At 58.6% G+C, this 12951-nt stretch carries 14 protein-coding genes and 1 riboswitch; of the genes, 11 read left to right on the top strand and 3 right to left on the bottom strand.

Going from position 1 to position 12951, the window contains the following annotated elements:
- Nucleotides 1-37: 37 nt before the first annotated feature.
- Entirely contained in the window at nucleotides 38-514 is a 477-nt protein-coding gene (locus FFS28_RS05875) for a kinase inhibitor (protein WP_058610573.1), read from the bottom strand.
- A 48-nt stretch (nucleotides 515-562) separates the two neighbouring features.
- Nucleotides 563-1870, bottom strand: a complete 1308-nt coding sequence (gene bioA / locus FFS28_RS05870) for an adenosylmethionine--8-amino-7-oxononanoate transaminase (RefSeq protein ID WP_137849030.1) — start codon at nucleotides 1868-1870, stop codon at nucleotides 563-565.
- A gap of 68 nt (nucleotides 1871-1938) precedes the next feature.
- Here bioA and bioB point away from each other — a divergent pair, with 68 nt between their 5' ends.
- The 5 genes from bioB to uvrB all read left to right on the top strand — a co-directional run bounded on the left by bioB (nucleotide 1939) and on the right by uvrB (nucleotide 8117).
- Nucleotides 1939-2979 carry a biotin synthase BioB gene (bioB, locus tag FFS28_RS05865; protein WP_071599723.1) on the top strand — a complete coding sequence of 347 codons (1041 nt, stop codon included), beginning with the start codon at nucleotides 1939-1941 and terminating at the stop codon, nucleotides 2977-2979.
- Entirely contained in the window at nucleotides 2976-4133 is a 1158-nt protein-coding gene (bioF, locus tag FFS28_RS05860) for an 8-amino-7-oxononanoate synthase (protein WP_137849029.1), read from the top strand. Before bioB ends, bioF begins: the two co-directional genes overlap by 4 nt.
- Entirely contained in the window at nucleotides 4117-4872 is a 756-nt protein-coding gene (gene bioC / locus FFS28_RS05855) for a malonyl-ACP O-methyltransferase BioC (RefSeq protein ID WP_137271814.1), read from the top strand. Before bioF ends, bioC begins: the two co-directional genes overlap by 17 nt.
- Entirely contained in the window at nucleotides 4865-5554 is a 690-nt protein-coding gene (gene bioD, locus FFS28_RS05850) for a dethiobiotin synthase (RefSeq protein ID WP_171007385.1), read from the top strand. The genes bioC and bioD overlap by 8 nt, the downstream gene beginning before the upstream one ends.
- A 547-nt stretch (nucleotides 5555-6101) precedes the next feature.
- Entirely contained in the window at nucleotides 6102-8117 is a 2016-nt protein-coding gene (uvrB, locus tag FFS28_RS05845) for an excinuclease ABC subunit UvrB (protein WP_088207642.1), read from the top strand.
- Between the two features lie 86 nt (nucleotides 8118-8203).
- Here uvrB and yvcK read toward each other — a convergent pair whose 3' ends face one another.
- Nucleotides 8204-9112, bottom strand: coding sequence for a uridine diphosphate-N-acetylglucosamine-binding protein YvcK (gene yvcK, locus FFS28_RS05840; RefSeq protein WP_137849027.1), 909 nt, complete (start codon nucleotides 9110-9112; stop codon nucleotides 8204-8206).
- 226 nt (nucleotides 9113-9338) lie between these two features.
- A riboswitch (molybdenum cofactor riboswitch) is annotated at nucleotides 9339-9473 on the top strand.
- Here yvcK and moaA point away from each other — a divergent pair.
- From moaA to FFS28_RS05810, 6 genes are all read left to right on the top strand, one after another.
- Nucleotides 9461-10450, top strand: a complete 990-nt coding sequence (gene moaA, locus FFS28_RS05835) for a GTP 3',8-cyclase MoaA (RefSeq protein ID WP_042321047.1) — start codon at nucleotides 9461-9463, stop codon at nucleotides 10448-10450. Its footprint overlaps the riboswitch before it by 13 nt.
- 24 nt (nucleotides 10451-10474) lie before the next feature.
- Nucleotides 10475-10987, top strand: a complete 513-nt coding sequence (gene moaB, locus FFS28_RS05830; RefSeq protein ID WP_137849026.1) for a molybdenum cofactor biosynthesis protein B — start codon at nucleotides 10475-10477, stop codon at nucleotides 10985-10987.
- A 3-nt stretch (nucleotides 10988-10990) separates the two neighbouring features.
- A complete protein-coding gene (gene moaC, locus FFS28_RS05825) occupies nucleotides 10991-11476 on the top strand; it encodes a cyclic pyranopterin monophosphate synthase MoaC (RefSeq protein ID WP_101738019.1) in 486 nt (161 codons plus the stop codon).
- The gene (gene moaD, locus FFS28_RS05820; RefSeq protein WP_006177266.1) at nucleotides 11469-11714 is read left to right on the top strand and encodes a molybdopterin synthase sulfur carrier subunit; all 246 of its coding nucleotides are present in this window, start codon (nucleotides 11469-11471) and stop codon (nucleotides 11712-11714) included. The genes moaC and moaD overlap by 8 nt, the downstream gene beginning before the upstream one ends.
- 1 nt (nucleotide 11715) lies before the next feature.
- Nucleotides 11716-12168 (top strand): molybdopterin synthase catalytic subunit MoaE, encoded by a 453-nt coding sequence (moaE, locus tag FFS28_RS05815; RefSeq protein ID WP_006177267.1) that lies wholly within the window; start codon nucleotides 11716-11718, stop codon nucleotides 12166-12168.
- 58 nt (nucleotides 12169-12226) lie between these two features.
- Entirely contained in the window at nucleotides 12227-12934 is a 708-nt protein-coding gene (locus tag FFS28_RS05810; protein WP_058610582.1) for a Bax inhibitor-1/YccA family protein, read from the top strand.
- The last annotated feature ends 17 nt before the right edge of the window (nucleotides 12935-12951 follow it).

Here is a 12951-nt window from a genome sequence, read left to right as displayed (position 1 = left end):
GTAGGCCGGGTAAGGCGTAGCCGCCACCCGGCTTTTTTTACGAATACATCGCCGTGATCGACGCACTGCCCAGCGTATGGAAATGCACGTTAAAGCCCACCATCGCACCGCTCGCACCTTCATCCACCTCAATGCGATCCACGTCGAGGGCATGCACCGTAAAGATGTAGCGATGCGTCTCCCCTTTTGGCGGAGCCGCGCCGCCGTAACCCGCTTTGCCAAAGTCTGTGCGCGTCTGAATAGCGCCCTCTGGCAGGGCGACCAGATCAGAGCCGGAACCTTGCGGCAGCACGCGGGTTTCTGCAGGCAGGTTAGCCACAATCCAGTGCCACCAGCCGGAGCCGGTTGGGGCGTCCGGGTCGTAGCAGGTGACGACAAAGCTTTTGGTTCCCGCAGGCACATCATCCCAGGCCAGATGCGGGGAGATATTATCTCCCTGATAGCCCATGCCGTTGAAAACGTGACGTTCCGGCAGTTTCTCGCCGTCGCGCAAATCTTTACTGATGATTTTCATACGGTTTACCCTCGTTAATCGCTCGTTCACGAAGTGTAACCCATAGGGTTAAATCGTGAAATGCGCGGGAATGTTAACAGCGGTAACGACCGCGGCAGTTAATTTACGTAGCTGATCCTGGGTAATGATATACGGCGGCATCAGGTAGATCAGCTTGCCGAACGGTCGTACCCAGACCCCTTGCTCCACGAAGAAGCGCTGTAGCGCCGCCATGTTCACCGGGTGCGTGGTTTCAATCACACCAATCGCCCCGATCACCCGCACGTCGGCGACAAACTCCGAATCCGAAGCGATGCGCAGTTCCTGTTTGAGCTGCGCCTCGATTGCCGCCACCTGCGTTTGCCACTCGCCGCTTTCCAGCATCGCGAGGCTTTCGCTTGCCACCGCACAGGCCAGCGGATTACCCATAAACGTGGGGCCGTGCATAAAGCATCCCGCTTCGCCATCGCTGATGGTGTCCGCGACGTGGCGAGTGGCAAGCGTCGCGGACAGCGTCATGGTCCCGCCGGTTAAGGCTTTGCCCAGGCACAGAATGTCCGGCGTGATCCCCGCGTGGTCACAGGCGAACAGTTTGCCGGTGCGACCAAAGCCGGTGGCAATTTCATCCGCGATCAGCAGAATGCCCTCGCGATCGCACATCTTACGAATGCGCTTTAGCCACTCTGGGTGATAGATGCGCATTCCGCCCGCGCCCTGAACAATCGGCTCCAGAATAACCGCGGCGATCTCATGGCGGTGCGCTGCCATCAGACGCGCAAAACCCACCATGTCCGCCTCGTCCCACTCGCCGTCGAAACGGCTCTGCGGCGCGGGGGCAAACAGGTTTTCCGGCAGGTAGCCCTTCCACAGGCTGTGCATGGAGTTATCCGGATCGCAGACCGACATCGCCCCAAAGGTATCGCCGTGATAGCCGTTACGGAAGGTCAGGAAGCGCTGGCGCGGTTCGCCCTTCGCATGCCAGTACTGCAACGCCATCTTCATCGCCACTTCTACGGACACGGAGCCGGTATCGGCGAGGAAAACGCACTCCAGCGCGTCGGGGGTCATCGCCACCAGACGACGGCAGACATCCACCGCCGGCTGATGGGTAATGCCGCCAAACATGACGTGCGACATGCGGTCAATCTGCGTTTTCATCGCCGCGTTCAGGCGCGGATGGTTATATCCATGGATCGTCGCCCACCAGGAGGACATACCGTCGACCAGCACGTCGCCGCTGGCGAGATGCAGCTCGCATCCGTGGGCAGACGCAACCGGGTAAACGGGCAGGGGGCGGGTCGTGGAGGTGTAAGGGTGCCAGATATGCTGCTTGTCGAAGTCGAGATCGTCCTGGGTCATAATTGACTTGTAAACCATTTTGAAAAGAATTAGGTTTACAAGTATAAACCGAACCGACAATTAACAAAACCCTTTGGAGACGCTAAATGGCTCACCATCCACGCTGGACGATGTCGCAAGTCACTGAGTTATTCAACAAACCTTTCCTGGAGCTGATGTTCGAAGCGCAGCAGGTACACCGTCAACACTTTGATCCACGCCATGTGCAGGTCAGCACGCTGTTGTCGATCAAGACCGGCGCATGTCCGGAAGATTGCAAATATTGCCCGCAGAGCGCCCGCTACAAAACGGGTCTCGAAACCGAGCGCCTGATGGAGGTAGAGCAGGTGCTCGACTCGGCGCGTAAGGCCAAAAATGCGGGCTCCACCCGCTTCTGCATGGGCGCGGCATGGAAGAACCCGCACGACCGCGATATGCCCTATCTGGAGCAGATGGTGAAAGGGGTGAAGGAGATGGGGCTGGAAGCCTGTATGACGCTGGGCACGCTGAACGACGAGCAGGCACAGCGCCTGTCTGCGGCCGGGCTGGACTACTACAACCACAACCTCGACACCTCGCCGGAGTTTTACGGCAACATCATCACCACGCGCACCTATCAGGAGCGACTGGATACCCTGGACAAGGTGCGTGATGCGGGCATCAAAGTGTGCTCGGGCGGGATCGTGGGGCTGGGCGAGACGGTGAAAGATCGTGCCGGCCTGCTGCTCCAGCTTGCTAACCTGCCGACACCGCCGGAAAGCGTGCCGATCAACATGCTGGTGAAGGTGAAAGGGACGCCGCTGGCGGATAACGACGACGTGGACGCCTTTGATTTTATTCGCACCATCGCCGTTGCGCGCATCATGATGCCGACCTCGTACGTGCGCCTCTCGGCGGGACGCGAGCAGATGAACGAGCAGACGCAGGCGATGTGCTTTATGGCCGGTGCCAACTCCATTTTCTACGGCTGCAAGCTGCTGACCACGCCAAACCCGGAAGAGGACAAAGACGTCCAGCTGTTCCGCAAGCTCGGCCTGAGATCGCATCAGACCGAGGTGCTGACGGGGGATAACGAACAGCAGCAGATGCTGGAGCGGCAGATTTTTAACGCCGACACGGAACAGTTTTACAACGCGGCCTCAGTATGACCTGGCAGGCACGTATCCAGTCCGCGCTCGACGAGCGTCGGGCGGCGGAGGCGTTGCGCGTGCGCTGCGTGGTGGAGAACGGCGCAGGCCGCTTTCTCACCCGCGATAACCAACGCTTTTGCAATTTTTCCAGCAATGATTATCTCGGCCTGAGCCAGCACCCGCACGTTATCCGTGCGTGGCAACGCGGGGCGGAGCGATACGGTGTGGGCAGCGGCGGTTCGGGCCACGTCAGCGGCTACACCACGGCGCATCAGGCGCTGGAAGCGGAGCTGGCCGACTGGCTAGGCTACCCGCGTGCGTTGCTGTTTATCTCTGGCTTTGCCGCGAATCAGGCGGTGATTGCGGCAATGACGGGCAAAGAGGACCGGATTGTCGCCGACCGCCTAAGCCACGCCTCGCTGCTGGAGGCGGCGGGGTTAAGCCCGGCGCAGCTGCGACGCTTTACGCATAACGACGTCGGGCACCTCCACGCCCTGCTTCAGAAACCTTGCGCTGGCCAGCAGTTGGTGGTCACGGAAGGGGTGTTTAGCATGGACGGTGACAGCGCACCGCTGCGCGCCCTGCATGACGCGGCCCGGAAGCATAACGCCTGGCTACTGGTCGACGATGCCCACGGCATCGCGGTAATGGGCGATGAGGGGCGCGGAAGCGCAGATCAACAGCGCGTCAGGCCGGAACTGCTGATCGTGACGTTTGGCAAAGGCTTCGGCGTGAGCGGGGCGGCGGTGCTGTGCAGCGATCCGGTGGCGGATTATCTCTTACAGTTTGCCCGGCACCTGATCTACAGCACCAGCATGCCTCCGGCACAGGCTGTAGCGTTATCGGCATCGCTGTCGGTGATCCGGTGCGCGGAAGGGGCGGAGCGCAGGCAGCGTCTGGCTGAACATATTGCGCGTTTTCGCCGGGGTTTAGGCTCGCTTCCCTACAGGATAGCCGAGTCTCAAAGCGCCATTCAGCCGGTGATCGTGGGGGAAAACAGCCGGGCGCTGAGCCTGGCGCAGACGCTGCGCGATCGCGGAATGTGGGTCACCGCCATTCGGCCTCCCACCGTTCCGCCGGGCACCGCGCGTTTGCGCTTAACCCTCACGGCGGCCCACGAGCCGCAGGATATCGATGCACTGCTGGAGGCGCTCGATGACGCCAGTCAATAAGCAGGCCATCGCCGCCGCGTTTGGCCGGGCGGCGCAAAGCTACTCGCAGCACGACGAATTGCAGCGCCAGAGCGCACAAGGGCTGCTGGCCGCGCTGGGAGGCGGTCAATTTGCGCAGGTCCTGGATGCGGGATGCGGGCCGGGCGCGAACAGCCGCTACTGGCGGCAGGCGGGAAGCACGGTGACGGCGCTCGATCTTTCGGAGCAGATGCTCAACGAGGCGCGCCAGCAGCAGTCGGCTGACCGCTATCTGGTTGCCGATATTGAAGCCATCGCGCTGCCTGACGGGCAATTCGACCTAGTCTGGAGCCATCTGGCGGTGCAGTGGTGTAGCAGCCTGCCGCACGCGCTGGGGGAGCTTTATCGCGTGGCGAAACCGGGCGGCAAGGTGGCGTTTACCACCCTACTCGACAGTTCTCTGCCGGAGCTTAATCAGGCCTGGAAAGCCGTGGACGATCGTCCGCACGCTAACCGCTTCCTGTCGCACGCCGAGGTGCTGAGGGCGCTGGCAGGCTGGCGTTACCGAAGCAGGGTACAAACGGTCACGCTGGACTTCCGCGATGCCCTCAGCGCCATGCGCTCACTCAAGGGCATTGGCGCAACGCACCTGCACGCCGGGCGCGAGCAAAAACCGCTCACGCGCGGTCAGTTGCAGCGTCTGGGGCTGGCGTGGCCGCAGCAGCGGGGCGCGTTCCCGCTCTCTTATCAACTTTTTCATGGGATTATCGAACGTGACTGAATGCTATTTTGTGACCGGTACGGATACGGAAGTGGGCAAAACGGTTGCCAGCGCGGCACTGCTGCAGGCTGCCCGTCGGCTGGGAAAAAAGACCGCAGGGTTTAAGCCCGTGGCCTCTGGCAGCGAGATGACGCCGGAAGGCCTGCGTAACACCGACGCGCTGGCACTCCAGCGTAACAGCAGTATCGACCTGGCCTATGCGGCGGTGAATCCCTATACCTTCGCGGAGCCAACCTCACCGCACATCATCAGCGCGGACGAGGGGCGTCCGATTGCGTTTGACGTACTCTCGGCCGGGCTGCGTACCCTGGAAGAACAGGCGGACTGGGTGCTGGTGGAAGGGGCGGGCGGCTGGTTTACGCCACTCTCAGAGCAGCATACCTTTGCCGACTGGGTTGAGGCTGAGCGGCTGCCGGTAATTCTGGTGGTCGGCGTTAAGCTTGGCTGTATCAACCACGCGGTGTTGACCGCGCAGGCCGTGCAGCAGGCAGGCCTGCGTCTGGCTGGCTGGATCGCGAACGATGTGGTCGCACCGGGCAAACGTCATCCGGAGTATCTGGCGACGCTTAAGCGAATGCTGCCCGCGCCGTTTCTGGGGGAGATCCCGTGGCTTAGCGGCAACGCAGAAAATGCTGAAACCGGGAAATACCTTGACCTTAGCGCATTGCAGAAATGTGATTAAGATCTCGCCAGTCCATAAGGATAAACCTCGCGCTTGCGCGTCAAAAAAGGGTGATAAAATTTTTTTGCTGCCGCTTCGTGGGAAAAACCGGGACGTTGCCGAGCGGCGGTCTGTATGGGCTGCACGCAGTTATCCACTATTCCTGTGGATAACCTTGTGTATGAGAGTTAGAAAACACGCGATAAGCGAGAGAATACGCGGCTTAAGCCTGAATTGATGCGAAACGCGGCTTTCGGAAATATCCTCTGTTAATCAACTTGTTAGATAAAAGCAATTGCCGTCACTAAACTGTCATCCACTGCCATAAAACTTTCATTACGTAGCTTGACAAATGTTAAAAAAGGAAAATTTTTGGGGATAACCGCGAACGCTGGTGTTTTATCTCGTCCCTGTCGAAATTTCGACCGGGTTTACGCTCATCATCCGGCTGCTATGCTAAATATCCTGACATGCTACTGGTTTTTCATCCAGTGTTTTTTACTGGCAATCCTGACAACAAGGAGTAAAATTACACGTCTGCCGCTAAATCCGTCATCAGGTCGTTGCCATGAGTAAACCGTTCAAATTGAATTCCGCTTTCCGTCCATCGGGGGATCAGCCTGAGGCGATTCGCCGCCTGGAAGAGGGGCTGGAAGATGGGCTTGCACACCAGACTCTGCTGGGGGTGACCGGCTCGGGTAAAACCTTTACCGTCGCCAACGTGATTGCCGACCTGCAGCGCCCAACCATGGTGCTGGCACCCAACAAAACCCTCGCGGCACAGCTTTACGGCGAGATGAAAGAGTTCTTCCCGGAAAACGCGGTGGAGTATTTCGTCTCTTACTACGATTACTACCAGCCGGAAGCCTACGTTCCCAGCTCTGACACCTTTATCGAAAAAGATGCCTCGGTGAACGAACACATCGAACAGATGCGTCTGTCGGCCACCAAAGCGCTGCTTGAGCGGCGTGATGTGGTGGTGGTCGCGTCGGTCTCGGCCATCTACGGCCTGGGCGACCCGGATCTGTACCTGAAGATGATGCTCCACCTCACGGTGGGGATGATTATCGACCAGCGTGCGATCCTGCGCCGCCTGGCAGAGCTGCAGTACACCCGCAACGACCAGGCTTTCCAGCGCGGCACGTTCCGCGTGCGCGGCGAGGTAATTGATATCTTCCCGGCGGAATCGGACGACATGGCCCTGCGCGTGGAGCTGTTCGACGAAGAGGTTGAGCGGCTCTCGCTGTTCGACCCGCTGACGGGGCACATTGAATCAGTGATCCAACGCTTTACCGTCTACCCTAAAACGCACTACGTCACGCCGCGCGAGCGTATCGTGCAGGCGATGGAAGATATCAAGGTCGAGCTGGCAGACCGCCGTAAGGTGCTGCTGGCGAACAATAAGCTGCTCGAAGAGCAGCGTTTAAGCCAGCGAACCCAGTTTGATCTGGAGATGATGAACGAGCTGGGCTACTGCTCCGGCATCGAAAACTACTCGCGCTACCTCTCCGGGCGCGGGCCGGGCGAAGCGCCGCCGACGCTGTTTGACTACCTTCCTGCGGATGGCCTGCTGGTGATCGACGAATCCCACGTCACCATCCCGCAAATCGGCGGGATGTATCGCGGCGACCGCGCGCGTAAAGAGACGCTGGTGGAGTATGGCTTCCGCCTACCGTCGGCGCTGGATAACCGCCCGATGAAGTTTGAAGAGTTTGAAGCCCTCGCACCGCAAACCATCTACGTGTCGGCAACGCCGGGCAACTACGAGCTGGAAAAATCCGGCGAGGACGTGGTTGACCAGGTGGTGCGTCCGACGGGGCTGCTCGACCCGATCATCGAGGTGCGTCCTGTCGCCACCCAGGTGGACGATCTGCTCTCGGAGATCCGTATCCGCTCCGCTATTAACGAGCGCGTACTGGTCACCACGCTGACCAAACGTATGGCCGAAGACCTGACCGAATATCTGGAAGAGCACGGCGAGAAGGTGCGGTATCTGCACTCGGACATCGATACCGTTGAGCGTATGGAGATCATCCGCGATCTGCGCCTTGGCGAGTTTGACGTGCTGGTGGGGATCAACCTTCTGCGAGAAGGCCTGGACATGCCGGAGGTGTCGCTGGTCGCGATACTTGACGCCGACAAAGAGGGCTTCCTGCGTTCTGAACGTTCACTCATTCAGACCATTGGCCGTGCCGCCCGTAACGTTAACGGTAAGGCCATCCTGTACGGCGATAAGATCACCCCGTCAATGGCGAAAGCGATTGGCGAAACGGAACGTCGCCGCGAGAAACAGCAGCGCTACAACGAAGAGCACGGCATCACGCCTCAGGGTCTGAACAAGAAAGTGGTGGATATTCTGGCGCTGGGTCAGAACATTGCGAAGACCAAAACCAAAGGGCGCGGGAAAGCCCGTCCAGTGGTGGAGGAGGATACCGTCGCGCTGACGCCGAAAGCGTTGCAGCAGAAGATCCACGAGTTGGAAGGGCAGATGATGCAGCACGCGCAGAATCTGGAGTTCGAGGAGGCCGCGCAAATCCGCGACCAGCTGCATCAGCTGAGGGATCTGTTCATCGCGGCATCGTAAGTGGTTTTTGCCCGGTGACACTGCGCTTACCGGGCCTACTTTTTCCCTCTCCCGGTGGGTGAGGGCATCAGGCCGCAAAAACGTACCTAACCTAACGCCTGAATCGCCTTCTCCAGCGCGTCACGCAGCAGGTGGCGGTCGTGGCGATATTTGATATCGCTCGCCTCCAGCGGCTCCTGCACCACCATGCGATCGCCAATGCCGGAGACATCCACTTTTGGCCCCACCACCACGCCGTCGATGATTTTCTTGCCGACGTACTGCTCCATCAGATCCAGTTTGTCCCCCAGCGAAAGGCTCGCTGCCGCCGGACTGAGTTCGCGGCCTAAGTTACCGATATATACCATCGGTGCGGGAGTTCTGCGCAGCGCCTGGGCCAGCTCCTTCACCAGTAACAGCGGCATCAGGCTGGTGTAAAAACTGCCGGGGCCAATCAGGATAAGATCCGCTTCGCCAATCGCCTCGACGGCTTCCCGCGTGGCTGGCACGCTGGGGTAGGTCATAAGCTCTTTTGGCGGCAGCAGAAGCTGGTCGATATTCACTTCGCCATATACTTCATGTCCTTCTGCATCGATCGCCATTAAATCGACCGGTTGCTCTGACATGGGGATCAGAAACGCATCCACTTTCAGCAGATTACGAATCAAATTGATCGCTTCGAGAGGGCGCACGCTCAGGTGGTCCAGCGCCTTTAACATCAGGTTTCCGAGATTATGCCCCGAAAGCTCGCCATTTCCACCAAAACGGTACTCAAACATGGCGGACGCCACGCTGGGTTCGGTGATTAACTGATTCAGACAATTGCGCATATCGCCCCAGGCAATCCCGCCTTCCGCACGGCGGATCCGTCCCGTCGAGCCTCCGTTATCCGTCGTTGTCACTATCCCTGTCAGCCGCGAGCCGAGTGAGGATAATGAGGACATGACCCTGCCCAGGCCGTGGCCTCCGCCCAGAGCGACCACCCGGTCAAGATCGGCAAAAGTGCGATTGCGCATTTATTTTCCTTATGAGGTTCTGACCGCGTAACAGTAACCCAACTACCCCGAAAAGACGATTGCTGACCCGATGCATAATGACGTAAATCAATGCGAAATTGCGGTTTTTAGGTATTCTGTCGTTAAAATGCACGATCGTGACGTTATGTAGAGAATTATATAGCGAAAAGCGATAATGGCGAAGTGGTGATTTACGCGCTACTATCGCCTTAACCACGTTTTCAAATTTGAAAACATACACTCTAGCCTTAGCGCCTGTGTCGAACAGATATGGCGCTCTGGCCGTGGCGGATTGCCACCAGGGTACAGAAAGAAATGACTGTGCCTCCCGTATCTGGAAAGGTGTACATGGCTTCACAACTTACTGATGCTTTCGCGCGTAAGTTTTTCTACTTACGTCTGTCGATTACCGATGTGTGCAACTTCCGTTGCACCTACTGTCTGCCTGACGGCTACAAGCCGGGCAGCGTCACCAATAACGGTTTTCTCTCCGTCGATGAAGTGCGTCGCGTTACGCGCGCGTTCTCAGAACTCGGTACTGAAAAAGTCCGTCTGACTGGCGGCGAGCCTTCTCTGCGTCGCGATTTCCCCGACATCATTGCCGCCGTGCGCGAAAATGAGCGCATCCGGCAAATTGCCGTGACCACCAACGGCTACCGTATGGCCCGTGACGTGGCGGCCTGGCGCGATGCGGGCCTGACGGCAATTAACGTCAGCGTGGACAGCCTCGACGCGCGCCAGTTTCACGCCATCACCGGACAGGACAAGTTCCGTCAGGTTATGGACGGCATTGACGCGGCGTTTGCAGCCGGTTTCGATAAAGTCAAAGTCAACACGGTTCTGATGCGTGATGTGAACCATCACCAGCTGGACACCTTCCTGGCGTGGATCAAACCGCGCCGCATTCAACTGCGTTTTATTGAGCTGATGGAAACCGGCGAGGGCAGCGAACTGTTCCGCCGCCATCATATTTCCGGCATGGTGCTGCGCGACGCGCTGCTGCGACGCGGCTGGATCCACCAGATCCGCCAGCGCAGCGATGGCCCGGCGCAGGTCTTTTGTCACCCCGATTACGAAGGGGAAATAGGGCTTATCATGCCGTATGAAAAAGACTTCTGCGCCAGCTGCAACCGCCTGCGCGTCTCGTCCATCGGCAAACTGCATTTGTGCCTGTTCGGCGACGGCGGTGTGGATCTGCGCGATCTGCTGGAGAACGATGCTCAGCAGGAGGCGCTTGAAGCGCGCATTTCCGAGGCGCTGACGCACAAAAAGCAGACCCACTTCCTGCATCAGGGCAACACCGGTATTACTCAGAACCTGTCCTACATTGGCGGGTAATCAGCTTTAAGAAGGAACCAGAAGATGAGTCAGGTAAGCGCAGAATTTATCCCGACACGCATTGCCATTCTTACCGTTTCCGAGCGCCGTGGCGAAGAGGACGACACCTCCGGCCACTGGCTGCGCGACGCGGCCCACGACGCCGGGCACCAGATCGTGGATAAAGCCGTTGTGAAAGAGAACCGCTACGCCATTCGCGCACAGGTGTCACAGTGGATCGCCAGCGATGAAGTGCAGGTGGTGCTGATTACCGGCGGCACCGGTTTTACCGCAGGCGACCAGGCCCCGGAAGCGTTGCTGCCGCTGTTTGACCGCGAAGTAGAAGGTTTTGGTGAAGTGTTCCGCATGCTCTCGTTTGAAGAGATTGGCACCTCCACGCTGCAGTCCCGCGCCGTGGCGGGGATCGCCAATAAGACGCTGATTTTCGCCATGCCAGGCTCGACCAAAGCCTGCCGTACCGCGTGGGAGAACATCATCGCGCCGCAGCTTGATGCCCGTACCCGTCCGTGTAATTTCCATCCTCATTTGAAGAAATAAACTATGTCGCAACTGACCCACATTAACGCCGCTGGCGAAGCGCATATGGTCGACGTCTCTGCCAAAGCGGAAACGGTGCGCGAAGCGCGTGCCGAAGCCTTTGTCACCATGCTGCCAGACACCCTGGCAATGATCATTGACGGTAGTCACCACAAGGGCGACGTCTTTGCCACCGCCCGCATTGCCGGTATTCAGGCGGCAAAACGCACCTGGGAGTTAATCCCGCTCTGCCACCCGCTGATGCTCAGCAAGGTTGAAGTCAATCTGCAGGCGCAGCCGGAACACAGCCGCGTGCGCATTGAGTCGCTTTGTCGCTTAAGCGGTAAAACCGGCGTGGAGATGGAAGCGTTGACGGCGGCCTCCGTCGCGGCGTTGACCATCTACGACATGTGCAAGGCCGTGCAGAAAGATATGGTTATTGGCCCGGTTCGCCTGCTGGCGAAAAGCGGCGGCAAATCCGGTGATTTTAAGGTGGACAGCCATGATTAAGGTGCTCTTTTTTGCGCAGGTTCGTGAGCTGGTTGATACCGACAGCCTGACGCTTGATACCCCCTTTGAAAACGTGGCCGCGCTGCGCGCGCACCTTGCGGCACAGGGCGATCGCTGGGCGCTGGCGCTGGACGAAGGCAAGCTGCTGGCCGCCGTTAACCAGACGCTGGTTGAGTTTAGCCATCCGCTGACGGCGGGTGATGAAGTGGCGTTCTTCCCGCCGGTCACGGGGGGCTGATATGGACGACACCCGAATTCTGGTCAGCCCCGACCGTTTTAACGTCGGCACGGAATATGCCTGGCTGGCCGAGCGCGATGAAGATGGCGCGGTCGTCACCTTTACCGGCAAAGTGCGTAACCATAACCTCGGCGACAGCGTCAAGGCGTTAACCCTGGAGCACTATCCGGGCATGACTGAGAAATCCCTCGCGGAGATCGTCGTTGAAGCGCGGGGCCGCTGGCCGCTCGGGCGCGTCACGGTTATCCACCGCATCGGCGAAATGTGGCCGGGTGAAGAGATTGTGTTTGTTGGCGTGACCAGCGCACACCGCAGCAGCGCCTTTGCGGCGGGGGAGTTCATTATGGATTACCTCAAAACAAAAGCCCCGTTCTGGAAGCGTGAAGCGACGCCGGAAGGCGACCGCTGGGTAGAGTCGCGCGACAGCGACAAACAGGCCGCCAGCCGTTGGTAACAGGTTGACGCAGATGTGTTAGTCTTAACGTGTGTCTCTACTTAATCAGGAGTGAATCATGGACCGATTTCCGCGTTCCGATTCGATAGTACAGCAGACCCGTAGCGGCCTGCAGACGTATATGGCTCAGGTTTACGGCTGGATGACGGTCGGCCTGCTGTTGACCGCGTTTATCGCGTGGTATGCGGCAAATACGCCCGAGCTGATGATGTTTATCTTCTCCAGCAAAATCACCTTCTTTGGATTGATTATCGCGCAGCTGGCATTGGTATTCGTGCTTTCAGGGCTGGTGCATAAGCTCAGCGCTGGCATGGCGACCACGCTCTTTATGCTCTATTCGGCGCTGACGGGGCTGACGCTCTCCAGCATCTTTATCGTTTATACTTACTCTTCCATCGCCAGCACCTTCGTGGTGGCCGGGGGGATGTTCGGTGCGATGAGTCTTTACGGCTACACCACCAAACGTGACCTGAGCGGTTTAGGCAGCATGCTGTTTATGGGGCTGATTGGGATTGTGCTGGCGTCGCTGGTCAACCTGTGGCTCAAAAGCGAGGCGCTGATGTGGGCCGTGACCTATATCGGCGTGGTGGTCTTTGTGGGGCTGACGGCGTACGACACGCAGAAGCTGAAAAACATTGGCAACCAGATTGACGTGCGTGACGGTACCACCCTGCGCAAATACTCCATTCTTGGCGCGCTGACGCTGTATCTGGACTTTATCAACCTGTTCCTGATGCTGCTGCGTATTATGGGTAATCGTCGATAAGTTTTTCACGGGTGACG

The organism is Enterobacter sp. 2VL, from assembly GCF_005503595.1.
Classification (GTDB): Bacteria; Pseudomonadota; Gammaproteobacteria; order Enterobacterales; family Enterobacteriaceae; genus Enterobacter; species Enterobacter cancerogenus.
The sequence above is the reverse complement of the archived record's forward strand: the minus strand, read 5'-3'. Positions and strand labels throughout refer to the sequence as shown.

Coding starts and splice junctions, on each gene's coding strand:
- FFS28_RS05875 (WP_058610573.1), bottom strand. CDS start 514: ATGAAAATCATCAGTAAAGATTTGCGCGACGGCGAGAAACTGCCGGAA.
- bioA (WP_137849030.1), bottom strand. CDS start 1,870: ATGGTTTACAAGTCAATTATGACCCAGGACGATCTCGACTTCGACAAG.
- bioB (WP_071599723.1), top strand. CDS start 1,939: ATGGCTCACCATCCACGCTGGACGATGTCGCAAGTCACTGAGTTATTC.
- bioF (WP_137849029.1), top strand. CDS start 2,976: ATGACCTGGCAGGCACGTATCCAGTCCGCGCTCGACGAGCGTCGGGCG.
- bioC (WP_137271814.1), top strand. CDS start 4,117: ATGACGCCAGTCAATAAGCAGGCCATCGCCGCCGCGTTTGGCCGGGCG.
- uvrB (WP_088207642.1), top strand. CDS start 6,102: ATGAGTAAACCGTTCAAATTGAATTCCGCTTTCCGTCCATCGGGGGAT.
- yvcK (WP_137849027.1), bottom strand. CDS start 9,112: ATGCGCAATCGCACTTTTGCCGATCTTGACCGGGTGGTCGCTCTGGGC.
- moaA (WP_042321047.1), top strand. CDS start 9,461: ATGGCTTCACAACTTACTGATGCTTTCGCGCGTAAGTTTTTCTACTTA.
- moaB (WP_137849026.1), top strand. CDS start 10,475: ATGAGTCAGGTAAGCGCAGAATTTATCCCGACACGCATTGCCATTCTT.
- moaC (WP_101738019.1), top strand. CDS start 10,991: ATGTCGCAACTGACCCACATTAACGCCGCTGGCGAAGCGCATATGGTC.
- moaD (WP_006177266.1), top strand. CDS start 11,469: ATGATTAAGGTGCTCTTTTTTGCGCAGGTTCGTGAGCTGGTTGATACC.
- moaE (WP_006177267.1), top strand. CDS start 11,716: ATGGACGACACCCGAATTCTGGTCAGCCCCGACCGTTTTAACGTCGGC.
- FFS28_RS05810 (WP_058610582.1), top strand. CDS start 12,227: ATGGACCGATTTCCGCGTTCCGATTCGATAGTACAGCAGACCCGTAGC.